Annotated in this window: 20 protein-coding genes; 14 read left to right on the top strand and 6 right to left on the bottom strand. The window is 65.3% G+C overall.

The annotated features are described in order from the left end of the window. Positions 1 to 2: 2 nt before the first annotated feature. Positions 3 to 572, bottom strand: a complete 570-nt coding sequence (locus tag G9C89_RS05130) for a GNAT family N-acetyltransferase (RefSeq protein ID WP_172145657.1) — start codon at positions 570 to 572, stop codon at positions 3 to 5. 235 nt (positions 573 to 807) lie between these two features. Between G9C89_RS05130 and G9C89_RS05125 the strand changes: the two genes are divergently transcribed. Together G9C89_RS05125 and G9C89_RS05120 are read left to right on the top strand one after the other, a co-directional pair. Beyond that, on the top strand, positions 808 to 4,284 hold the full coding sequence (locus tag G9C89_RS05125) for a hybrid sensor histidine kinase/response regulator (protein ID WP_172145655.1): 3,477 nt from the start codon (positions 808 to 810) through the stop codon (positions 4,282 to 4,284). A 299-nt stretch (positions 4,285 to 4,583) separates the two neighbouring features. Next, positions 4,584 to 5,840 (top strand): MgtC/SapB family protein, encoded by a 1,257-nt coding sequence (locus G9C89_RS05120; protein ID WP_172145640.1) that lies wholly within the window; start codon positions 4,584 to 4,586, stop codon positions 5,838 to 5,840. Positions 5,841 to 5,886: 46 nt separating this feature from the next. Here G9C89_RS05120 and rmuC read toward each other — a convergent pair whose 3' ends face one another. After that, positions 5,887 to 7,248 carry a DNA recombination protein RmuC gene (gene rmuC, locus G9C89_RS05115; protein ID WP_172146388.1) on the bottom strand — a complete coding sequence of 454 codons (1,362 nt, stop codon included), beginning with the start codon at positions 7,246 to 7,248 and terminating at the stop codon, positions 5,887 to 5,889. A 195-nt stretch (positions 7,249 to 7,443) separates the two neighbouring features. Continuing rightward, positions 7,444 to 7,791 (bottom strand): tetratricopeptide repeat protein, encoded by a 348-nt coding sequence (locus tag G9C89_RS05110; RefSeq protein WP_172145637.1) that lies wholly within the window; start codon positions 7,789 to 7,791, stop codon positions 7,444 to 7,446. Between the two features lie 847 nt (positions 7,792 to 8,638). Between G9C89_RS05110 and G9C89_RS05105 the strand changes: the two genes are divergently transcribed. The 12 genes from G9C89_RS05105 to G9C89_RS05055 all read left to right on the top strand — a co-directional run bounded on the left by G9C89_RS05105 (position 8,639) and on the right by G9C89_RS05055 (position 19,772). Next, positions 8,639 to 11,248, top strand: coding sequence for an intermembrane phospholipid transport protein YdbH family protein (locus G9C89_RS05105; RefSeq protein ID WP_172145634.1), 2,610 nt, complete (start codon positions 8,639 to 8,641; stop codon positions 11,246 to 11,248). A 15-nt stretch (positions 11,249 to 11,263) separates the two neighbouring features. Then, positions 11,264 to 11,455, top strand: coding sequence for a YnbE family lipoprotein (locus G9C89_RS05100; protein ID WP_079202625.1), 192 nt, complete (start codon positions 11,264 to 11,266; stop codon positions 11,453 to 11,455). A gap of 11 nt (positions 11,456 to 11,466) precedes the next feature. Next, positions 11,467 to 11,811, top strand: coding sequence for a YdbL family protein (locus G9C89_RS05095; RefSeq protein ID WP_172145631.1), 345 nt, complete (start codon positions 11,467 to 11,469; stop codon positions 11,809 to 11,811). A 235-nt stretch (positions 11,812 to 12,046) separates the two neighbouring features. Continuing rightward, positions 12,047 to 12,247, top strand: coding sequence for a hypothetical protein (locus tag G9C89_RS05090; protein WP_256674110.1), 201 nt, complete (start codon positions 12,047 to 12,049; stop codon positions 12,245 to 12,247). Between the two features lie 374 nt (positions 12,248 to 12,621). Next, positions 12,622 to 12,777 carry a hypothetical protein gene (locus tag G9C89_RS25105; protein ID WP_256674109.1) on the top strand — a complete coding sequence of 52 codons (156 nt, stop codon included), beginning with the start codon at positions 12,622 to 12,624 and terminating at the stop codon, positions 12,775 to 12,777. Positions 12,778 to 13,536: 759 nt separating this feature from the next. After that, the gene (locus G9C89_RS05085; protein WP_172145625.1) at positions 13,537 to 14,724 is read left to right on the top strand and encodes an acetyl-CoA C-acyltransferase family protein; all 1,188 of its coding nucleotides are present in this window, start codon (positions 13,537 to 13,539) and stop codon (positions 14,722 to 14,724) included. Positions 14,725 to 14,766: 42 nt separating this feature from the next. Further along, the gene (locus tag G9C89_RS05080; RefSeq protein ID WP_172145622.1) at positions 14,767 to 15,618 is read left to right on the top strand and encodes a 3-hydroxybutyryl-CoA dehydrogenase; all 852 of its coding nucleotides are present in this window, start codon (positions 14,767 to 14,769) and stop codon (positions 15,616 to 15,618) included. Positions 15,619 to 15,650: 32 nt separating this feature from the next. Continuing rightward, a complete protein-coding gene (locus tag G9C89_RS05075) occupies positions 15,651 to 16,817 on the top strand; it encodes an acyl-CoA dehydrogenase family protein (RefSeq protein WP_172145619.1) in 1,167 nt (388 codons plus the stop codon). Next, positions 16,814 to 17,827: a phosphotransferase family protein gene (locus G9C89_RS05070; protein ID WP_172145616.1), complete on the top strand. Its 1,014-nt coding sequence runs from the start codon at positions 16,814 to 16,816 to the stop codon at positions 17,825 to 17,827. The genes G9C89_RS05075 and G9C89_RS05070 overlap by 4 nt, the downstream gene beginning before the upstream one ends. Then, complete coding sequence (locus G9C89_RS05065; RefSeq protein WP_172145613.1) at positions 17,827 to 18,243, top strand: DUF6285 domain-containing protein; 417 nt, start codon at positions 17,827 to 17,829, stop codon at positions 18,241 to 18,243. Before G9C89_RS05070 ends, G9C89_RS05065 begins: the two co-directional genes overlap by 1 nt. Next, positions 18,240 to 18,941, top strand: coding sequence for a histidine phosphatase family protein (locus G9C89_RS05060; protein WP_172145595.1), 702 nt, complete (start codon positions 18,240 to 18,242; stop codon positions 18,939 to 18,941). The genes G9C89_RS05065 and G9C89_RS05060 overlap by 4 nt, the downstream gene beginning before the upstream one ends. Positions 18,942 to 18,995: 54 nt before the next feature. Continuing rightward, positions 18,996 to 19,772, top strand: coding sequence for an enoyl-CoA hydratase/isomerase family protein (locus G9C89_RS05055; protein ID WP_172145592.1), 777 nt, complete (start codon positions 18,996 to 18,998; stop codon positions 19,770 to 19,772). On the opposite strand, the gene G9C89_RS05050 is transcribed toward G9C89_RS05055, so the two are convergent. From G9C89_RS05050 to G9C89_RS05040, 3 genes are all read right to left on the bottom strand, one after another. Continuing rightward, positions 19,769 to 20,668 (bottom strand): DMT family transporter, encoded by a 900-nt coding sequence (locus G9C89_RS05050; RefSeq protein WP_172145589.1) that lies wholly within the window; start codon positions 20,666 to 20,668, stop codon positions 19,769 to 19,771. The two genes, G9C89_RS05055 and G9C89_RS05050, sit on opposite strands and share 4 nt — an antisense overlap. Before the next feature lie 95 nt (positions 20,669 to 20,763). Beyond that, positions 20,764 to 21,726 (bottom strand): PDR/VanB family oxidoreductase, encoded by a 963-nt coding sequence (locus G9C89_RS05045; protein WP_172145586.1) that lies wholly within the window; start codon positions 21,724 to 21,726, stop codon positions 20,764 to 20,766. A 24-nt stretch (positions 21,727 to 21,750) separates the two neighbouring features. After that, entirely contained in the window at positions 21,751 to 23,385 is a 1,635-nt protein-coding gene (locus tag G9C89_RS05040) for an AMP-binding protein (RefSeq protein ID WP_172145583.1), read from the bottom strand. Between the last annotated feature and the right edge of the window lies 1 nt (position 23,386).

The raw sequence follows: 23,386 nt of genomic DNA, 5'->3' as shown, positions 1-23,386 counted from the left end.
GATCAACCGCTGAAACGCGCCTCCAGCTGTTGCTTGAGCGCCGGCCACTGCTGATCGGTGATGCTGTACAGCACGCTGTCGTCCAGCCGCCCGTCGGCCAGCCGGCGGTGATTGCGCAGCACGCCCTCGCGCTGCGCGCCGAGCTTTTCGATCGCGCGCTGCGAACGCAGGTTGCTGGCGGCGGTTTTCAACTGCACCCGGACCATGCGCCAGTTCTCGAAGGCGTGGCGCAGCATCAGGTATTTGACCATGGCGTTCAGGCCGGTGCCATGCTGACTGTGATCGAGCCAGGTCCAGCCGATCTCGGCGGCGGGCAGCGCCGGCATGAAGTCGCCGAACCGGGTGGTGCCAACCAGCTGCTCACCGAGGCGAATGACGAACGGCAAGGCCTTGCCTTCACGCTGGTCGATCAGGCCCTGGCGGTACCAGTCCAAGCGCTGGGTGCCACTCATGTGGATCAGCTCCTGGCGATTGGCTTCGGCCAGGGCCACCAGCGCCGGAATATCGGCATCGAGCATCGGTTCGATACGCAGCGCACCGCGCTGCAGGGTAATCAATTGCGGCTTGAACATGGGCTCCCTCCTCTGACTAGGCGCAAGCGCGCCACGCTAACAGGGCACAGGCCCGACCACAATTACCAAGAGGTGGCAGCCGGCTGGCCTGCGACCTTGGTCGCGCCTGACGGCACGGCACTTTGCTGCGACACTGCTGAGCATTCATTTGAAGTATTGTCTCGTTTTGAGGGGGCTGCGGTCAGCACCTGATTAAGACCGGACAAGTCCCATATAGTTTGCTGTCGGAGTCACCATGTCGTTGTCCAGCGGGCTGATCGCTGCGGTCGCCCTGACCTATATGGCCATTCTCTTCGCCATCGCCTTCTATGGCGACCGCCGCCGCGCGCCCTTGCCGCCGCGTATGCGCGCCTGGGTCTACAGCCTGTCGCTGGCGGTCTACTGCACCAGCTGGACCTTCTTCGGCGCAGTCGGCCAGGCGGCCGAGCAGCTCTGGTCATTCCTGCCGATCTACCTGGGGCCGATCATCCTCATGCTGTTCGCCCCCTGGGTGCTGCAGAAGATGGTGATGATCAGCAAAGAGGAGAACATCACCTCGATCGCCGACTTCATCGCCGCGCGCTACGGAAAATCCCAGGCGTTGGCGATAGTCGTGGCGCTGATCTGCCTGGTCGGCGTGTTGCCCTACATCGCCCTGCAACTCAAGGGCATCGTGCTCGGCGTCAACCTGCTGGTCGGCGCGGGTGCCGACTCCGTGGGCACCCGCGCCCAGGACACCGCGCTGATCGTATCGCTGGTCCTGGCGCTGTTCACCATCCTGTTCGGCACGCGCAACCTCGACGTCACCGAACACCACCGCGGCATGGTGTTGGCGATCGCCTTCGAGTCGCTGGTCAAGCTGCTGGCCTTCCTCGCCGTCGGCGCCTTCGTCACCTACGGCCTGTACAACGGTTTCGGCGATCTGTTCGAGCAGGCGCGCAACACCCCCGAACTCGACGCGTTTTGGGCCGAGGCGGTGAACTGGCCGGCGATGATGACGCTGACCGGCATGTCGATGATCGCCATCATCTGCCTGCCGCGGCAGTTCCATGTCGCCGTGGTGGAAAATATCGAGCCCAGGGACTTGCTCCTGGCGCGCTGGGTGTTCCCCGCTTACCTGGTGCTCGCCGCGCTGTTCGTCGTGCCCATCGCCCTGGCCGGGCAGATGCTGCTGCCGGCCGGGGTGACGCCAGACTCCTTCGTCATCAGCCTGCCGCTGGCCCAGGCGCACCCGGCCCTGGCCGTGCTGGCCTTTATCGGCGGCGCCTCGGCCGCCACCGGCATGGTCATCGTCGCCGCGGTGGCGCTGTCGACCATGATCTCCAACGACATGCTGCTGCCCTGGCTGTTGCGTCGGAAGAACACCGAACGCCCGTTCGAGGCTTTCCGCTACTGGATGCTCACGGCGCGGCGGGTGAGCATCGTGCTGATCCTGCTGCTGGCCTACGTGTGCTACCGCCTGCTCGGTTCCAACGCCAGCCTGGCGACCATTGGCCAGGTCTCGTTCGCCGCCATCGGCCAGTTGGCCCCGGCCATGTTCGGCGCCCTGGTATGGAAGCAGGCCAACCGCCGCGGCGTGTTCGCCGGGATGATCTTCGGCGCGCTGATCTGGTTCTACACCCTGGTCATGCCCCTGGTGGCCCGCAGCCTCGGCTGGTCGCTGGACAGCTTGCCCGGCCTGCAAGGCCTGCTCTATGCGCCGATCGGTTTCCAGGTCGACGCCCTGACCCGCGGCGTGCTGCTGTCGCTGACCGGCAATTTCCTGCTGTTCGCCTGGGTCTCCTACTTCTCCCGCACGCGGGTTTCCGAGCACTGGCAGGCCGGCCGTTTCATCAGCCACGATTTCGGCACCAAGCCGAGCAACCGCAGCCTGCTGGCGGTCCAGGTCAACGACTTGCTGATACTCGCCAGCCGCTTCGTCGGCGAGGAGCGCGCGCAACAGAGCTTCATGCGCTGCGCCTACCGCCAGGGTCAGCGCTTCAACCCCAACCTGCCGGCCAACAGCGAGTGGATCGCCCACACCGAACGCCTGCTCGCCGGCGTGCTGGGCGCCTCCTCGACCCGCGCCGTGGTCAAGGCAGCCATCGAAGGCCGCGAGATGCAGGTCGAGGATGTGGTGCGCATCGTCGACGAAGCCAGCGAGGTGCTGCAGTTCAACCGCGCCCTGCTGCAAGGCGCGATCGAGAACATCACCCAGGGCATCAGCGTGGTCGACCAGTCGCTGCGCCTGGTCGCCTGGAACCATCGCTATATCGAGCTGTTCGACTACCCGGACGGGCTGATCTACGTCGGCCGACCGATTGCCGAGATCATCCGTTTCAACGCCGAACGCGGCATGCTCGGCAGCGGCGACGTCGAGGAAAGCATCGCCAGGCGCCTGCACTGGATGCGCCAGGGCACCGCGCACACTTATGAGCGCACCTTCCCCAATGGCCGGGTGATCGAACTGATCGGCAACCCCATGCCCGGCGGCGGCTTCGTCATGAGCTTCACCGATATCACCGAGTTCCGCGAGGCCGAGCGTGCGCTCAAGGACGCCAACGAAGGCCTGGAACAGCGGGTCGTCGAACGCACCCATGAGCTGTCGCAACTGAATCAGGCGCTGACCGAGGCCAAGGGTGTGGCCGAGGCGGCCAACCAGTCGAAAACCCGCTTCCTCGCCGCGGTCAGCCACGACCTGATGCAGCCGCTGAACGCCGCGCGGCTGTTCTCCGCCGCACTCTCCCACCAGGAGGAAGCGCTCCCGCGCGAGGCCAAGGAACTGGTGCGCCACCTGGACAGTTCGCTGCGTTCGGCCGAAGACCTGATCAGCGACCTGCTGGACATCTCGCGCCTGGAAAATGGCCGCATCACCCCGGAGCGCAATGCCTTCGTCCTCAACAGCCTGTTCGATACCCTGGGCGCCGAGTTCAGGGTACTGGCCGCCGAGTGCGGCATCGACTTCCGCCTGCGCGGCAGCCACCTGCGCGTGGACAGTGACAGCAAGCTGCTGCGCCGGGTGCTGCAGAACTTCCTCACCAACGCCTTCCGCTACGCCAAGGGCCGCGTGCTGCTGGGCGTGCGCCGCGAAGGCGGGCAGCTGCGCCTGGAGGTGTGGGATCGCGGCCCGGGCATCCCGGAAGACAAGCGCAAGGTCATCTTTGAGGAGTTCAAGCGCCTGGACAGCCACCAGACCCGCGCCGAAAAAGGCCTCGGCCTCGGCCTGGCGATCGCCGATGGCCTCTGTCGGGTGCTCGAGCACAAGCTGGAGGTGCGCTCCTGGCCGGGCAAGGGCAGCGTGTTCAGCGTCAGCGTGCCGCTGGCGCGCACCCCGGTGGCCAAACCCAAGCCAGCCAGCGCCGAACTCAATGGCCAGTTGCTGACCGGCAGCCAGGTACTGTGCATCGACAACGAAGACAGCATCCTCACCGGCATGCACAGCCTGCTGTCACGCTGGGGCTGCCAGGTATGGACCGCGCGCAATCGCCTGGAATGCGAACACCTGCTCAGCGAGGACGTGCGCCCGCACCTGGCGCTGGTCGACTACCACCTCGACGAAGGCGAGACCGGCACCGAGCTGATGGCCTGGCTGCGCACCCGTCTGGGCGAGCCGGTACCTGGCGTGGTGATCAGCGCCGACGGCCGCCCCGAACTGATCGCCCAGGTCCATGCCGCCGGCCTCGACTTCCTGGCCAAGCCGGTCAAGCCGGCCGCCCTGCGCGCCCTGCTCAGCCGCCACCTGACGCTGCGCTGAGCCCGGCCTACCCCGGACCTGACGCCCTGCAATGCCGAACAGAACGGTAGCCCGGATGCAATCCGGGGAGGGCCGGGCTTCGCCTTCCCGGATTGCATCCGGGCTACATGCTGTGCATGAATGTCGCGGCTAAAGCCCCTCCCACAAGCGCTGACACGACAAGAGTGGGAACGGCTGGGCGGCACTCCGCTTCAGCCGCGATTGCCAGTCGCCGCGACACTCACCCACTGACCTGCCGCAATACGTCGCCCCGGCTACTGACTAGACTGCCAAGATCAAACCTCGCTCAAGGACGCCGCATGCCCGAGGCTCTCGACACCCTACTGAACTTCGCCAGCGCGCTGGCGGTTGGCCTGCTGATCGGCGCCGAACGCGGCTGGCAGGAGCGCAACACCGAGGACGGCCACCTGGCTGCCGGTATCCGCACCTATGGCTTGAGCGGCTTGCTTGGCGGTTTCGCCATGCTGCTCGGCGAACACTTCGGCGTGGTCGCCTGGGCAGTCGTCTTCGTCGGCTTCGCCGCCCTGGTACTGGCCTCCTACTTCGGCGACCTGATGCAGTTAGGCGACCGCGGCCTGACCAGCGAAGTGGCGATGCTGATCACCTTCATCCTCGGCAGCCTGGCAGTAGCCGGACATCCTCCCCTGGCCGCCGCCGGGGCCGTGGCGGTGGCACTGCTACTGAGCCTCAAACGCACCCTGCACGGCGCCCTGCGCCGACTCAGCGAGGCGGAACTGTCGGGAGTGCTGAAACTGCTGTTCATCTCCCTGGTGCTGCTGCCAGCCCTGCCCAACCAGGGCTACGGCCCCTGGCAGGCGTTCAACCCCTATGTCACCTGGTGGATGGTGGTGCTGATCGCCAGCCTCGGCTTCGCCGCCTATGTGGCCATTCGCCTGGTCGGCACCCGCCATGGCTTGCTGCTCACTGCACTGCTGGGCGGCATCGTCTCCTCCACCGCGATGACCGTCACCCTCGCCCGCCTGAACCATGAGCGCAACCTGCACGCCATGCTGGCCTGCGGCCTGCTGGCAACCTCGGCATTGATGTTTCCCCGCGTGCTGCTGGAAGTCGGCCTGATCAATGCCCCATTGCTGCCGCGCCTGCTCTGGCCGTTGGGCGTGGCGGCCCTGGTCTATGCCGGGGGCGCGCTGGCCTATTTTCGCCTGGCCGGCAGCATGGCCGAGGAAAGCGCCGAACCGCCGCTGAAGAACCCCTTCGAGCTGAGCTCGGCGCTACGCTTCGCCGCGCTGCTGGTGCTGATCCTGTTTCTCGCGGAGGGTGCGCGGCGCTGGCTTGGCGATGTTGGCGTGTACCTGGTGGCGCTGGTCTCCGGACTGGCCGACGTGGACCCCATCACCCTGACCCTGGCACGCAGCGCCAAAGCCGAGCTGGCTCCCCAGGTCGCGGTGCAGGGCATCTTCCTCGCGGTCCTGAGTAACAGCCTGATCAAGGGCTTGCTGATCGCCCTGATCGGCGGCCGGCAACTGGCCCTGCGCACCCTGCCGGTGATGGCCGCGGGCCTGCTGGCGGGTGCGGCAGTACTGCTGCTGGTTTGAGAGCGAGCGAGTTTCCTACGCAAGCACGGCGTGGCGGCGTTGCGCCCTACTCCGCCGCCTCATTCAGCACCGCCACGCCGGCCGCCTGCTCGAGCAACTCGGGCGGCAGGCTCTTGCTCGCGCGGGCGCCGAGCAGTTTGAGATTCTCCACCCGGCTGATGATATTGCCGCGGCCGTCGCACAGCTTGTTGCGCGCCGCGGCATAGGCCTTGTCCAGCTGCTGCAGGCGCGCGCCGACTTCGTCCAGGTCCTGGATGAAGGCGACGAACTTGTCGTACAGCGCCCCGGCGCGTTCGGCGATTTCGCGGGCATTCTGGCCTTGCCGCTCCTGACGCCAGAGGCTGTCGATCACCCGCAGGGTCGCCAACAGGGTGGTCGGGCTGACGATCACGATGTGCTGCTCGAAAGCCTCCTGGAACAAGCCGGCATCGGCCTGCAATGCCGCGGCGAAGGCCGCCTCGATCGGCACGAACAACAGCACGAAATCCAGACTGTGCAGCCCTTCCAAGCGTTGGTAATCCTTCAGCGACAAGCCCTTCAAATGACCACGCAGTGACAGCACATGCTGTTTCAGGGCCTGTTGCCGGGTTGGCTCGTCTTCGCCGGCAATGTATTGCTGGTAGGCCGTCAGGCTGACCTTGGCATCCACCACCACCTGCCTGTCGCCGGGCAGCTGGATCAGCACATCGGGCTGGAAACGCTGGCCGTCAGGGCTCTTCAGGCTGACCTGGGTCTGGTATTCGCGGCCCTTCTCCAGCCCGGCATGTTCCAACACCCGCTCGAGCACCAGCTCACCCCAGTTGCCCTGGGTCTTCTGGCCTTGCAGGGCACGGGTCAGGTTGGTCGCTTCATCGCCCAGACGCTGATTGAGCTGTTGCAGACGCTCAAGCTCCTTGCCCAGGGAGAAGCGCTCGCGGGCTTCCTGCTGGTAGCTCTCCTCGACGCGTTTTTCGAAGGACTGGATGCGTTCCTTGAGCGGATCGAGCAACTGGCCCAGGCGCTGCTGACTGGTCTCGGCAAAGCGCTGTTCGCGCTCGTCGAAGATCTTCCCGGCCAACTCGGCGAACTGCGCCCGCAACTCGTCGCGCGAGCCTTGCAGGTCGTCCAGGCGCTGCTGGTGACTGCCCTGCTGCTCACGCAACTCGGCACTCAAGGCCGCCCGCTCGGCGCTCAGGCGCCGCAGTTCGGCTTCCTGCTGTTCACGTTGCTGCTGCCAGGCCAGGGCGGCCTCGCGGGCGATCTGCCGCTCATGCTGGAGCAGTTCGGTCTCGCGCCGCTTGGCCGCCAACTCGGCTTGCTGGTCGGCCTTGATCTCGCTGATCTCGGCGATCTCCTGGCGGCATTCATCGAGCTGCGCACTCAAGCCGGCCTGGGCCAACTGGGCGCTGCCCAGACGCTCCTGCAGCAGGCTGGCTTCGAGTTGCGCACTGCTCGCACGTCGCTGCAGCGACCAGGCCAGCGCCAGCAACGGCACGCCAGCGACGGCCAAACCGAGCAGCAGCGCAGGTAGCTGGGAAGGTAAATCGATTGGCATAAGCGGCTCCGCGCAAGATTGCCGGGCAGTATACCCAGCCCGGCCCCACGCAGAACGCTCAGACGCCGATCAGAGGCTGCTCAGCAGCTGCCGGGCTTCGAGCGAACCCTGGGCGGCCGCCAGCTCCAGCCAGTGCCGCGCCTGCAGCGTTTCATTGCTGCGCGGCTGGCTGTACAGCCGACCCAGCTCCAGCTGGGCACAGCGATCGCCGGAACGCGCGGCCTGGCGCAGCAATTCGACGCCAATACGCCGGTCGCGGGTATTGCCGCAGTCGCGGCAAAGCAATTGCCCCAGCCGGCTCTGGGCCAGCACCACGCCCTGGCGCGCCGGCTGCTTGAGCAACTGCCCGGCGAAGCGCTTGACGCTTGGCGTATGACCGAAGCGCGGGCTGTCCAGCAGCCAGAGCGCAACACGCATCGGCAAGCGAGGGCTAACTGGGGATGTTGCAGCGGATAAACGAAGCAATGCGCGTGACATAAGCAGCAGCGGTAGCGGGAAAGGCGGGCACTCTACTCCTTTTTTCGCCGAGGTAAAGCCCGGATAAACGCACTCGAGTGGGGGCGAAGGCCAACGCCTGGGACAATCCACAGAAGCTGTGGATAACTCAGTGGATAACATGGGCGCAAGACGCCTGATCGCCTATGCCATGGGGCCTGGGGTCAAACTGATGATTTTTTCACCAGCACAAAAAATTCATATTTTTCATTGACTTAAAAAATCCTTATGCAGAATCAAGGATTTACGTGAATCACAAATTCAGCCTTGACAAGGCGCATCGTAATTGTGCAAAAGTTTTTCTGCCGCACCGCCAAAGCGCCCTGTTTAGGAGCATTTTCCGGCCAGGACGCACGCCTCAGGCGGTCTTGCACTCATAAGCAACGCCACATCCTGTGGCACCCATCGTCCAGCGTCTTGCGCCCGGAAAAATATTCACCGCCACTGCCCCTCGACAACAACGCCTGAGCGCAACGCTTTAGCTATTTACCAAGTACTTTCACGCATATGGCAGCTAAAAACCGGCTATCGCCGGCAATAGGCTCAACCCCTGCACAATGACCTGCCAGCCTCGCCCTGGCGCGGTAACGCTGGCCAGCGCAGCGAACTGCGACCGATAGTCGCGCAACGCCACCAACAGCAATAGCCATGGGCTGCTGCATGGCCGATGGCGAGTGCGCCAGTTATTCCCGACGCGCTGCAGTTGATTGGCAGCCCCAGGCTCATGGGTTAACGTCCAGGCAGCCCTTACCCCAATGGAAATGTACTCATGATCAGCCGGCGCTCCGGGCTGCGAATCATCAGCGTGCTCATACTGCTGGTGCTGCTTGGCGGTTATAGCTACTTCAGCTGGCTGCGCGTGCTCGAGCGCCATGCAATTGAGCAACTCGACTGGCAGGGAGCAAGCCTGTCGCGCACCGGCATCGGCCTGGCTCGCCTCGACCTGGCGCAGCGCGACAGCGCCGGCAGCACCCAAGTCACGGCGCAAGATCTGCACCTGGGCTGGCAGCAATTCAGCCTGACGCCGCCCTTCTGGCAGCATATTCGCCTCGCGCGTCTCGCCGTGGCCTGGCAACCCGCCACACAGAACGACCAGCAGGATCCTGCGGCCACTGCGCCCGACCTGCAGCAACTGGCAGGGGCGCTGGCCTGGCTGCCGCTCAGCCTGCGCATCGAGCAGTTCACGGCCGAACTGCCCTGCGCCAGCGGGCGCTGCACGCTGCAAGGCGACCTGCAACTGAACCAGGCGCAAGATGCCCCGCAGGCCCTGGAACTGCTGCTCAACCTGCAACACCGCGAGCAACAGCTGGCATGGCGTGCACAATTGCAGGGCGATGCCCAGGCGGCGGATCTGCAACTGACCCTGGCCGTCGACGGACAACGCCAACTGAGCCTGCACAGCAGCCTGCGCAACAACCCTGCCGGACCGGTATGGAGCGGCCAGTTGAGTGCCCCCGACCTCAGCCAGGCCGTGGCCTTGCAAGACTGGCTCAGCCAGTGGACGCTGGCTCCCGACGCTCGACTGCCCGAAGCCCCGAGCGCCGCGCAACTCTCGGCGACCTGGCAGCTACAGCTGGCCTCCGGCAACCTGAGCCTGGAACAACTGCGCAGCGCCAGTGGCCAAGTCGACGCCAGCGCCAGCCTGCCTGAGCCCTGGCCGATCCCGGGGGCGGGCCAGGTGCAAGGCACCTTCGGCATCGCCGTCCGCAGTGTCGGCGGCCAATGGTTCGCCGAACACCTGACCGCCGACCTGCAGCTGGATCGAGTGCCCGCCGAGTGGCTGAGTGCGCTGCCAGCCACCTTGCACCCCGACTCGCTGCACCTGCGGATCCAGCCCACCAGCCCACTCGCAGAGCTGCCCGGCAACCTGGCCGAGCGCTCGCTGCCACTGGCGATCAGCCTGACCAGCAGCGGCGCCAGCCAGATCGACCTGCAGGCCGAGCTGGCCCTGGCCAACGCAGCGCCCTGGGCCGCACAGCTGGGCAAGGCGCAGCTCAAGCTCAGCAGCCCGGGCTTGGCGATCGACGACTGGCAATTGCGCAACCTGAAAGCAACGCTGCACTTCAACGGCTACCTGGACAGCGAGCAACTGCGCCTCAACCTGAGCCAAGGCTCGCAACTCGAACTGGGCCAACTGGGCGCTGCAGAGCTGCGTCTGACCCGGGTCAGGGCCACCACCCAGAACCTGCAACTGCATGCGCAGCACCAGGTCGGCAGCCTGCAGGCGTGGCGCCTGCAAGGCCCCGTCACGCTGAGCAGCCAGCGCCTCGAGTACCCAGCCCTCAAGCCGCAGGGCTGGCGCTGGCAAGGCACGCTAGCGGCCACCGAGCAACGGCTCGAGTTCAACGGCCAAGTGGCGGCAGATGCCGATCTGCAGCTGGCCGTGCAACTGCAACACGACAGCAGTCAGGGCCTGCAACTGCAAGCGCTGCTGACTGAAGTATTTCTGCGCGCCGGCAACCCCCTGAGCAAAACCCTGGCTGACTGGCCGGCGCTGCTCGACCTGAGCAACGGCCGCCTGAGCGGTAACGCCAGCCTCAGCCTCGTCCCGGGCCGCGACTTGCCCGACCTGCAGCTCGAACTCAGTGGCAAGGGCCTGGCCGGCATCTATGACCGTAGCGAAATCAGCGGCCTGGATGGGCGCCTGCAACTGCACCTCGATCAGCGCCAGCTCCGGCTCGAGCTGAGCGAGCTGCAGCTGGAGCAGCTCAACCCGGGCATGCCCATCGGCCCGGCGCAGCTGCGCGGCACCTACCAGGCAGCACGCGCCCAACCGGACCAGGGCCTGCTCGAGCTGCAACAGGCCCAGGCCGCGGTCATGGGTGGCATGCTCCGGCTCGACCCTGGCCAGTGGGACCTGCGGCAGGGCACGCTGGTGTTTCCCTTGCGCCTGCAAGGCCTCGACCTCAATCAGTTCTTCACCCTCTACCCGGCCGAGGGCCTGGCGGGCAGCGGCCTCATCGACGGCCAACTGCCGCTGAGCATCGGTCCCGCCGGCATCGAGATAGAACAGGGACAACTGCACGCGCGCGCCCCGGGCGGGCACCTGGAATTTCATTCGGAGCGGATCAGGGCACTGGGTCGCAGCAACCCGGCCATGCAACTGGTGACGCAATCTCTGGAAGACTTTCAGTTCACGACACTGACCAGCCAGGTCAACTATGATCGGCAAGGCAAGTTGCTCCTGGCCGTGCGCCTGGAAGGCCGCAACCCGGCAATCGAACGGGGCCGGCCGATCCACTTCAACATCAATCTGGAGGAAGATATCCCGACCCTGTTGGCCAGCTTGCAATTGACCGATAAGGTGAACGAGATCATCAAGCAGCGGGTGCAGCAGCGTATGCTGGAGCGCAATGCAGCATCCCCGAAGGAGCCTTAATCAAGGAGAAGCGCCATGCGCTTGCGTAGTTGTTTCGCGGCCCTGCTGATGGGCCTGCTGAGCGTAGCCTGTACCCCGACGGTACAGCTGGCGATGCCCAACGAGCCGATCAATATCAACCTCAACGTGAAGATCGAGCACGAAATCTACATCAAGGTGGATAAGGCGCTGGACGGCATGTTCAGCGAGTCCAGCGGACTGTTCTAAGGAGCCACACCATGAGCCTGTCAAAACGTATCGCCAGCCTGTTCCTGCTGCTCAGCCTGAGCCTGCCGGTGCTGGCCCTGAACCTCAACGAAGCCATGTCCGCCCTCGGCGACGCCAAGGCCAGCGGCCAACTCGGCGAGATGCCCAACGGCTACCTCGGCGTGGTCAAACCCGGCCCCGAGGTAGACGAAATCGCCCGCCTGATCAACCAGGCCCGCCGCGCCGAATACCAGAAACTGGCGACCCAGAACGGTATCCAGCTCAGCGACGTGGAAGCCATCGCCGGCAAGAAAGCCATCGACAAGACCCCGCCCGGCCAGTACATCCAATGGCAAGGGCAGTGGCGGCGCAAATAAGCCGACAGGCCATCTCCCACGCTACAGACAAAACCCTTGAAGCCCGCGCTTCAGGGGTTTTTTTCACTCTGGCGGGGTCTGCGCAGTCGTCGTCGGCGGCGCATGGCATCCAGCCCGGCGACTCCTGGTCAACCGCGCGAAGGTTCGATAGCGCACAGACCCCCGACCCGGGTCGAGAACAGACTCTGAAGAAACCGGAGCAGCATCAGCTGCAGCAGGACAGGCAATGAGCGGCATGACCGAATCGCCCCAAGTGCAACGCATCAATGCACAGTGCAACCGCCCCGAGTGCTACCTGCACAAACCCAGCGGCGTACGCTACTCGGCCGCTTCTGAGGCGGGCGACAGCTACGCGCTCGATCCCATCTACGGCCAGTCGAAGCACGCCACCACGCAGGACTTGGCCGATGCCGAGATCTGGGAGCGGGTTTCATGAGCAGCCAATAGGGCGCGGTCATGGCAGCCGCCACGCCGACGCGCCACACGACTCGCAGAGGCGGCGTGCCCATCCATGTATCGGGATATTGAGCGCCGCGCTTGGCCGCGCGCGACTGAACGAACGATCATGCGAATTGTCCGACATCACGTATAGTTGCGCCTGAATCATCCAGCCAGCTCCATTACGCCCGCATGTCCCGAGTGACTTGCGGCGTATCCCATCAGAAATTCAACCTTGATTGGGCTCGCTTTAGCACGAGGCGTTCAACTGCGGACGACCACTGCAGGCGTGGGACTGCTGAAAATCCTGGTGACGGCTGTCATGGCGGCCACCTCAGCCCACTCCGGGCATTGCATGAAAGGAATTGCTAAATGTTAGTACGCATCATGGCTGTTGTTCTTGCGGGCCTGCTGATCTCAGGCTGTAGCCTGCGCTTGCCCGGCATCGGCATCGATATTGGCGGCAACGGTGGCAGTGGCGGCCCACCCCATTGCCCACCGGGCCAAGCCAAGAAGGGTAACTGCTGAGATTCGAGTGAATCGCCTGCAGCACCCGTGACCCGAGGAAAACCGGCATTTGCCGGTTTTCCTGCTTTAGCGCTTCGCATACCGGGCTGCAGTACCCATGGATTTCCGCCAAGGAGCGGCGCGCTTTTTGTCCTAATTTTGTCCTAGCCGGATGTTTCATTGACGCACCGGACTAGATCATGGGAACTGCGGCCAGCCCCTGAAACCCGGCGGTAGCGAGCAGCCGTAGGGCGTGTACTGGCAACCGGGGGGAGAAATGGCCTTTGCATAGGCGTAGCGCGCCGGCTCTGCCATTAGCAGAGCCGAGAACAGTGCGATAGCAGCCAGTGTGAAAAAACCTGCAGCAATTATTTTTATTTTCATTGTTTTTTCTCAAGAGAAAGACTCTTTCATCCCAAGCCCTTGCGATACAGCACTCGGGTTTTCGCTTCAGCCAATCCTTTTCCGCCTTGGTGCTGATGGGTCCCCGTGGGCGCTCTATTGCAACCACGCGCCTCCATTCTGTCGACTCAGCTTGCCAAGTAGATCTGCGGGACTCACACGTACAGGAGTTTTCTGTACGCCGCACCGCCGTCACTCTTTGACCAAATTGACTCTATGCGAGGATTCGCCAAGGCGCAATCATTTACAAACGAACAAAAATGTTTTTTAATTTAACAAGCATCTGAGGCCTCTCCTACACGGCCTTAATCGGCACCTTGGAACCAACACTCTCACGCAATCGGGACCACTCGCACTGGCCCTGCTGAAGGACTTGTCATGGCTCAGCGTCAAATTTTCGTACTCAGTGCCGCACGTACCCCAATCGGCGCCTTCGGCGGAACCCTGAAAGACACGCCCCTCGCCACCCTGGCTACCACAGTCTGCTCGGCGGCCCTGACCCGCTCCGGTGTCGACCCTGGCGAAGTCGGTCACGTGGTGATGGGCAACGTGATCCCGACGGAACCTCGCGATGCCTACCTGAGCCGAGTAGCCGCCATGGATTCGGGGATACCGCAAGAAACCCCCGCCTTCAATGTCAACCGCCTGTGCGGTTCGGGACTGCAGGCGATCATCTCCGCGGCCCAAGCGATTCTGCTGGGCGATACCGATATCGCCATCGGTGCCGGCGCCGAGAACATGAGCCGCGGCCCGTTCCTGCTGCCGAGCATGCGCTGGGGCGCACGCCTGGGTGACAACCAGGTGATCGACTACATGAACGGCATCCTGCATGACCCCTGGCAGCGCATCCACATGGGCGTCACCGCGGAAAACGTCGCCAGCCGCTACGGTATCAGCCGCGAGATGCAGGATGCCCTCGCCCTGGAGAGCCAGCGCCGCGCCGCCAAGGCCTCGGCCAAAGGCTACTTCAAGGAACAGATCGTTCCGGTCGAGATCAAGACCCGTCGCGGCGCCATCAGCTTCGATTGCGATGAGCACATCCGCCCTGAACTGACCCTGGAGCAGCTGGCCGGGATGAAGGCCGTATTCCTCAAGGAAAACGGCACCGTCACCCCTGGCAACGCCTCTGGCCTCAACGATGGCGCCGCTGCCGTGGTGCTGGCCGAGGAGCATCGCGCACGTACCCTGGGCCTTGAACCGCTGGCCCGGCTGGTCGGTTATGCCCACGCAGGGGTCGACCCGGCCTATATGGGCATGGGCCCAGTGCCGGCGGTGCGCCTGGTGCTGCAGCGCTGCGGTTTGAGCATGCAGCAGATGGATGTGATCGAGGCCAACGAGGCCTTCGCCGCCCAGGCGTGCGCCGTTACCCAGGAGCTGGGCATGGACCCGCTGAAGGTCAATCCGAATGGCTCGGGAATTTCCCTCGGTCATCCGGTCGGTGCCACCGGCGCGATCATCACCACCAAGGCGATCTACGAACTGCACCGCAGCCAGGGCCGCTATGCCCTGGTGACCATGTGCATCGGTGGCGGCCAGGGTATCGCCGCCATTTTCGAACGCCTTTGAACCAGCGGGTGCACCCGCCAGCAGAACACCGGGAGTAACGAGATGCAGATAAATACCGTTGGCGTGGTCGGCGCCGGCACCATGGGCAATGGCATCGCCCAGGCCTGCGCCATGGCCGGCCTCGAAGTTATCATGCTGGACGTCAGCGATTCGGCGCTGCTGCGTGGCCAACAGAGCATCGAGAGTAGTCTGGACAAACTGCTGCGCAAGGGCAGCCTCGACGAGGCGGGCAAGTGTGACGCGCTCGGCCGCCTGCGCTGCAGCACCGACAAACACACCCTGATCGACGCCGACCTGGTGATCGAGGCGGCCACCGAGTCCGAGTCGCTGAAGCTGCAGATCCTCAAGGACATCGACGCCAGCGTCGGCCCGCACTGCCTGATCGCCAGCAACACCTCGTCGATTTCCATCACCAAGCTGGCCGCCGCCAGCGGACGCCCGGATCGTTTCATCGGCATGCACTTCTTCAACCCGGTGCCGGTCATGGCCCTGGTCGAACTGATCCGCGGCCTGCAGACCAGCGATAGCACCCAGGCCGCCGCCGAAGCCTTGGTTGCGCGCCTCCACAAGACCGCGATCAGCGCCAGGAACAGCCCCGGCTTCGCCGTCAACCGCATCCTCGTGCCCATGCTCAACGAGGCGGTCTTCGTTCTCCAGGAAGGCCTGGCCAGTGCCGAGCACATCGACGAAGGCATGCGCCTGGGCTGCAACCACCCCATCGGCCCGCTGGCGCTGGCCGACCTGATCGGCCTGGACACCCTGCTGGCGGTAATGGAGGTGTTCTACCGCAGCTTCAACGACTGCAAATACCGCCCGGCCCCGCTGCTGCGGGAAATGGTCGAGGCCGGCTATCTGGGCCGCAAGAGTGGCCGCGGTTTCTACCGCTACGCCTGATATTCGACGCACTGCCACGCGAGAGCTGCCCCATGGACTTTACGATTGCCACCGAACTGACCGACCTGCAGATGCGGGTGCGCGACTTTATCGCCACCCGGGTCATCCCCTTCGAGAAGGATCCACGCTGCGGCGCCCACGGCCCCAGCGAAGCGCTGCGCCGCGAGTTGATCGCTGCCGCCGCCAGCGCCGGCCTGCTTTCGGCTCACGTGTCAGCGGAGTACGGCGGCCTTGGCCTCGATCACCGCAGCAAGGCGGTATTCTTCGAGGAGGCAGGCTACTCCACCCTCGGCCCGGTCGCCCTGAACATCGCCGCCCCCGACGAAGGCAATATGCACCTGCTGGAAGCGGTCGCCACCCACGCGCAGAAAGAACGCTGGCTGCGTCCACTGGCCGCCGGACAGATCCGCTCCTGCTTCTGCATGACCGAGCCGGACCCCGGCGCCGGTTCCGATCCGTCGATGCTGCAGACCCTGGCGGTACGCGATGGCGACGACTTCGTGATCAATGGCCGCAAGTGGTTCATCACCGGGGCCGAAGGCGCGACCCTGGCGATCATCATGGCCAAGCTGGAAGACGGTCGCGCCACCATGTTCCTCGCCGACATGGCCACCCCGGGCATCCGCATCGAACGCAGCATGGATTCGCTGGACTCCTGCTTCCCCGGTGGCCACTGCGTGGTGGCATTCGAGGGCCTGCGAGTGCCGTCCAGCGCCATCCTCGGCGAACTGGGCGAGGGCTTCAAATACGCCCAGGTGCGCCTCTCCCCGGCGCGCCTGACCCACTGCATGCGCTGGCTCGGCCAGGCGCGTCGCTGCCATGATATCGCCGCCCGCTATGCCACCCGGCGCATGGCCTTCGGCAAGGAACTAGGGCGCCACGAAGGCGTCGGTTTCATGCTCGCCGACAACGAGATGGACATGCACAGCGCGCGCCTGGCCATCCTTCACACCGCCTGGGTACTCGACCAGGGCAGCCTGGCCCTGAGCGAGTCGAGCATGACCAAGGTGCTGGCCTCGGAGGCCGCCTGGCGCGTCGCCGATCGCAGCGTGCAGGTCCTCGGCGGCCAGGGCGTGACCGGTGAAACCATAGTCGCGCGGATCTTTGCCGACATGCGCGCCTTCCGCATCTACGACGGTCCCTCGGAAGTGCACCGCTGGAGCCTGGCCAAACGCATCTTCAAGAAATTCAGCCTATGAGCGACTCACTGCGTAGCGCGCTCGAGGTCTACATCGCCCAGCGGGCCGAGGCCGAGGCGGTCACATTCAGCGAGTTCCGTCTGCTCTCCGGCGGTGCCATCCAGGAGAACTGGCTGGCCATCGCCAACGTCAGCAGCGGGGCCTTCGCCGGCACCCTGGAGTTGGTCATCCGCATCGACTCGCCGTCAGGGGTGTCGGCCAGCCATGGCCGCGTCCAGGAGTTCGCCCTGCTCAAAGCGGCATTCGCCGCCGGGGTCACCGTGCCCGAACCGCTGTGGCTGTGCAGTGCCGCGCAGGTCATCGGCCGGCCGTTCTTCGTCATGCGCAAGGTCGGCGGCCTGGCCGCCGGCCATGCAGTGGTCAAGGACACTAGCCTGGGCGGCGATCGCGCCGCCCTGACCTTCCGCCTCGGCGTCGAGCTGGCGCGGATCCACTCGATTCGCCCACCGCGCGCCGATCTCGACTTTTTGCCCAGCTATGACCAGGCCCCGGCGCTGCAGGCGATCGAGCGCTACCGCGCCTTCCTCGATCGACATCACAGCGCGCACCCTGCACTCGAATGGGGGCTGCGCTGGCTGGAGCGCCACGCACCGCCACGGGGCGACATCGTCCTTGCCCACCGCGATTTTCGCACCGGCAACTACATGGTCGATGCGCACGGCCTCACCGCCATACTCGACTGGGAGTTCGCCGGCTGGAGCGACCCGCTGGAAGACATCGGCTGGTTCTGTGCCAAATGCTGGCGCTTCGGCGCGCCGCAACTGGAGGCCGGCGGTATCGGCGCGCGCAGCGACTTCTATCGCGGCTACCAGAGCGTCAGCGGCCGGGCCATCGATGCCGAGCAGGTGCGCTACTGGGAGGTCATGGCCCATCTCAACTGGGCGATCATCGCCATCCAGCAGGCGCAGCGGCACCTCTGCGGCGAAGAAAGCTCGTTGCTGCTGGCACTGACCGGTCACAGCGTGCCGGAGCTGGAATACGAAATCCTGTGCATGACGGAGGCGACCTGATGCGTGACCAACCCCGCGGCGAAGATTTGCTGGCCAGTGCCGAAGCCCTGCTGCGCGATGAACTGTTGCCTGCCCTGCCCGCCGACAAACGCCAGGCCGGCCTGATGATCGCCCGGGCGCTGGGCATCGCCGCCCGCCAACTGCAAAACGGCGAAGCACCGGAACGACAAGAGCTGGCCAGTCTGGCACGCCTGCTGGCGCCAACCAGCGAAACCAGCGAAACCAGCGAAACCAGCGAAACGGCAGCGTTGCGCCAACAACTGCAACGGGCCAATCGACAGTTCGGCCAACTGATCCGCAGTGGCGCCGCCGATGCCGGCGAAAGCCGTACTCAGGTGGTTCGGCACTTGCTGCACATCGCCCGACAACGGGTAGCGGAGAGCAATCCGCGCTATCTGGCGGACAGCAGCCGATGACAGTCAGGGCCGCCCCGCGACCACGGCGACGCATCTACCTGCTGCGGCATGCCGAGGTCAGCTATTTCGATGCGCAGGGCCAGCCGCCCGATCCACGCCAGGTACCACTCACCGCAAGGGGTCGGCAACAGGCCGCCGCGGCCAGCGCCTTGCTCGCCGAGATCCGCTTCGATCTGGCCGTCTGTTCCGGCCTGCCGCGCACCGAGGAAACCGCTCGGCACATTCTCCACGGCCGCGACCTGCCCCTGCACGCCGAGCCACGGCTGCAGGAAATTCGCGGCGGACGCCTGCGCGAGATCCCGCGCCAGGACCGCGAGCGCAGCATCGCCTACGCCTATGACGGCGCCGAGCAACCCGGCGCGCGCTTCATCGGCGGCGAACTCTGGAGCGACTTCGCCATGCGGGTCAACCAGGCCTGGGACCAACTGATCGCCCGGGATGACTGGCAGCATCTGCTGATCGTCGCCCACGATGCGGTCAACCGGGTGCTGCTCGGACAGATCATCGGCGGCGGCCTCGGCGGGCTGAAGGGCTTCGAACAGGATCCGGCCTGCATCAACATCATCGAGGCGGACATCCACGCGGCCATTATCGAGCGGGCCTTCATCCGCACCCTCAACCTCACCGCCTACGACCTGATCCGCCCCGGCCAGCAGCTCACCGTGATGGAGAAAGTCTGGCGCGACTACCGCTCGTGATGAACGCCACAGCAGGCGCGCGAGCATGCAACCCCTCCCAACTGGAAACCGCGCATGAGCAGTCAACCGATCAGCCTGCAGCCGGGTGTCATCACCCATATCCGCTTCAACCGCCCCGAGGCCCTGAACGCCATCGACAGTGCCATGGCCCGGGCCTTTCTCGACGCCTGCCGGGCGACCGTGGCCGATCCGGGCGTGCGGGTCATCGTGCTCAGCGGCGAGGGCCGTGCCTTCATGGCCGGTGGCGATATCGCCCAGTTCAAGTCCGCGCCGCAGTCGATTGCCGACGAGCTGATCCAGCCGCTGAACGAGGCCATGCTGCTGCTCGCCAATTGCCCTGCCCCGGTGATCGCCAGCGTGCGCGGTGCCGCCGCCGGTGCCGGCATGAGCATAGTGCTGGCCTGCGACTTAGCCCTGGCCGCGGCCAACAGCCGCTTCAATTTCGCCTACCTGAGCCTGGGCGCCAGCTGCGACCTCGGTGCCAGCTGGCACCTGCCGCGCCTGGTCGGCCTGCGCCGCGCCCTGCACATCGCCCTGCTGGGCGAGCCGCTGGATGCCGAGCATGCCTGCCGGTTGGGCATCGTCAACCAGGTGGTCGCCGTCGAGGAACTGGAGAGCGCGACCCAGGCCCTGGCCGAACGCCTCGCGCAATCCTCGCCGGTGGCCCAGGGGCATCTCAAGCGCCTGCTGCGTCAGGCTTTCGACAACACACAGGGCGAGCAGCTGGAGGCGGAAAAGGCCGCCTTTGCCGCCTGCGCCCAGGGCGAAGACTTTCAGGAAGCCGTAAATGCCTTCCTGCAAAAGCGCCCGGCGCAGTTCAAGGGCCGCTAGCCGCCACAGCGGCCAACCGCTGGCCTGCTGCCGCGTTGGTGCAGCAGCAGGCCAGAGCAGATGACCGCAGCGCCCAACCAGACCTGGGACCGCAACTGTTCATCGTTGAACAGCCGGCCGATCAGCAGGGCCAGCACCGGTGTGAGCACCAGAATCAGTGCCACCTGGGCCGAAGACAGGTAGCGCACGATGTAGCAGTACAGGGCAAAACCGAGCACCGAGCCGAACAGCCCCAGGTAGACGATTGACAGGCCACCGCGTAGCGACAGTGTCGACGGCAGGCTGCCCCCGGCCAGCCACCAGCTGAGCAGGAACAGCGGCGCCGCCACCAGCAGTGCACCGGTGGCGGTGGCCAGCGGCGGGCTGTCATCGGCGATCCACTTCAGCCCGACCAGGCTGGCGGCATGGCTCAGCACGGCAAACAACAGCACGACGATGACGGCCAGCCCGCCGCCCGCAGTCGTCAGGCGCTGGTCGGCAAAAATCAGCGCCAGCCCGGCCACCCCCAGCAGCATGCCGACCACACTGCTCAGCCCCAGTCCGCGCTCGCGCAGCCAGAGCGCGGCCAGCAGGCTGGTGACCAGCGGCGACAGGCCGAAGATCACCGACATCAGTCCCGAGTCGATGCGCGGCGCCGCCCAGTAGACGCAGAACATACTGACGAACAGCCCGCCACCGGCACACAGGTAGGACAGCAACGCACGCCGATGCAATGGCAGGCGCAAGCGCCACAGGGCGTGCAGCAACAGGGCAAAGAGCATGCCCAAGACCATGCGCGCCATGGCGGCAAAGGCGAAGCCGGTGTCCACTGCGCCCCAGCGGATCGCCAGTGGCGTGGTCGCCCAGATCAGCACGACGATGACATAGGCCAGGTTGACCGAGCGGCTGCGCGTCATGCCTGGCCTCGCCGGCCGGCCGCCTCGATGCAGCAGCCCAACGCACGTGTGCCGATCACGCGGTTTTCCTCGGCGACAGTGGTACCCATTGCCGGTCAAATATCCAGCACCAGGCGCGGCGTCAGCGCGCGCGAGCAGCAGGGCGTGAACCAGTTTTCCTCGCCGCGCTCCTTGTCGCTCAACACCTGGTCGCGGTGATCGGCCTTGCCTTCCAGCACACGGGTGATGCAGGAGCCGCAGATGCCTTGCTGGCAAGACACCGGGATCTCCACCCCATCGGCTTTCAGCACCGCGACTATCGACTCGTCCCCACCGACCCGATAGACCTTGCCGCTGCTGGCCACCTGCACCTCGAAGCTGTTGTCGGCGGAGGTGTCCACCTGCTTGGCGGCGAAGTACTCGAAGTGGATGCGTTCGCTGCTCCAGCCCTGAGCCTTGGCGGTGCTGGTGACATAGTCGATGAAGCCCCCCGGACCGCAGACGTAGAGGTGCGTGTCCGCACCCTCCGCGGCGAGCAGCGCCGGCAGATTCAACGCCTGCTCGGCCGGGCCGTCGTCGAAGTGCAACTGCGCCCGCTCGGCGAAGGCCGACGCGCGGATGCGCGAGAGAAAGGCCATGCGCTCGGCCGAACGCGAGGCATAGTGCAGGGTGAAATCGGCGCCGCTGCTGGCCAGCCGTTCGGTCATGCACAGAATCGGCGTGACGCCGATGCCTCCGGCCAGCAGCAGCGTACGCTTGGCCGGCACCAGCGGGAAATGGTTGCGCGGCGGGCTGATGCGTATGCTCTGACCTTCTTGCAGCTGGTCGTGCACGGCTATCGAACCGCCGCGTGAATTGGGATCGCGCAACACGCCGATCACGTAGCGATGCTGCTCGGTCGGGTCGTTGCACAGCGAATACTGACGCACCAGCCCCGGGCGGATTTCCACGTCGATATGCGAGCCTGCGCTGAACATCGGCAGGCTGTGCCCGGCGAGCGGCTCCAATTCGAGAGTGACGATATCCAGCGCCTCGGCCGCCTTGCGGGCGATGCGTACATCAAGATAGGTAGATTCCATCACTGGCTGCTCCCCTAGGGTTTATCAGGAAAGCGCCGCGAGGCGCTGACGAATATCGGCACGCAGCCGATCCTTGCGAATCTTGCCCGAGGCCGTACGCGGGAAATCCTCGACCACCACCAGGTACTCGGGGAATTTCTGTCGCGCCACGCCGGCCCTCGCCACCTGTTCGAGCAGGCCGTCCAGACTCAACTGCTGGCCGGCGCGCAGGATCACGTAGGCACACAGGGTTTCGCCGAGGCGCTCATGGGGCATGGCCACCACCGCCGCCTCGTCGATCGATGGATGCAGATGAAGAATGTCCTCGACTTCCTTGGCGCTGATTTTCTCGCCGCCGCGGTTGATCAGATCCTTTTTGCGCCCGGTGATGAGGATGGCGTTGTCGGCGGTGATCCGGCCCAGGTCGCCGGTGGCGAAAAATCCCTCGGCATCGAAGGCCTCGGCGCTCTGCTCGGGATCGGCATAGCCAAGAAACATGGCCGGGCCACGCACGCAGATTTCACCTTCCTGGCCGGCGGCCACCTCGCGCCCGGCCTCATCGAGCAGGCGTACTTGGTAGTCGAGGATCTCACCGTCGGTGTTGGCCGCCTGTTGCAGTTGGCCGGCGCCGACGAAGCCGAGGGTCACCAGCGGCGCCTCGCTGGAGCCGAACACACGAAACGCCCGGCAGTTGGCAAACACCTCGGCGGCCTTGTGAATCAGCGCCGGCGGCACTTCGGCGCCGCCGCAGGCGAAACGCTTGAGGCTGGGCAGACGCCTTTTCTGCTGCTCGGCCTGGGCGATCAGTTCATGCAGGAAGGGCGTGGCGCCGAGACTGACGGTGACCTGTTCGCGGTCGATGATGTCGAGCGCTTCCAGGGCATTCCAGCGCTCCATGAACACCGTGCGCGCCTCCAGGTAGAACGGCAATTCGAGGGCGCTGAGCCCGGTCACATGGGTCACCGGCGAGGCCATCAGCAGCACCTGCGGCGAGCCGTCCGACCAGTGTTCGAAGGCGCGTTTGAGGCGGGTCGGGCCGGTGTTGTGCGAGTGCAGCACGGCCTTCGGCCGACCGGTGGTGCCCGAGGTATAAAGGATCAGTTTGAGAGCATCGGCGTCCACCGCCGGCGTATCGGTCAGCGGCTGGCCTTCGCCGAGCAGCGCCTCATAGGCGTCGACCGAATGATCCTCGGCACGCACCGTTATCTGCAGGCGCAGCGCCGGCAGCTCCGGCGCCAGACGCTGGAGCATGGCGGCGAAGTCGAAGCCGCGGTAACTGCCCGGGAAGAACATCGCCTTGGCGCCACAATCGGCCAGCATGAAGGCCACTTCGGCATCGCGATAGATCGGCACGATCGGCGCGATGACCAGACCCAGCAGGCTGGCGGCCAGATCGATCACCACCGTCTCGCGCCAGCTCGGCAGTTGGAAGGCGATCACATCGCCGGCCTGCAGGCCACGCCGTTGCAAGGCGCCGGCGAGCAGACGGGCATCGCCCAGCAGGTCATCGACCCGGCACGCCTGGCCATCGAACACGTGGGTAATCCGCTCCGGCTCGCGGGCGACCATGGCCTGCGCCGACTCGGCGATGCTGCGCCCCATCCACTCACTGCTGTGGGCATAACGCTGCACGCTGGCGTCGTCGAGACGCAGCTGCCAGCCACTGATGTCTTTACGCATA

It is taken from the genome of Pseudomonas tumuqii (assembly GCF_013184545.1).
Lineage (GTDB): Bacteria > Pseudomonadota > Gammaproteobacteria > Pseudomonadales > Pseudomonadaceae > Aquipseudomonas > Aquipseudomonas tumuqii.
Note: the sequence above shows the minus strand (reverse complement) of the source record. Positions and strands in the feature narration are given on the sequence as shown.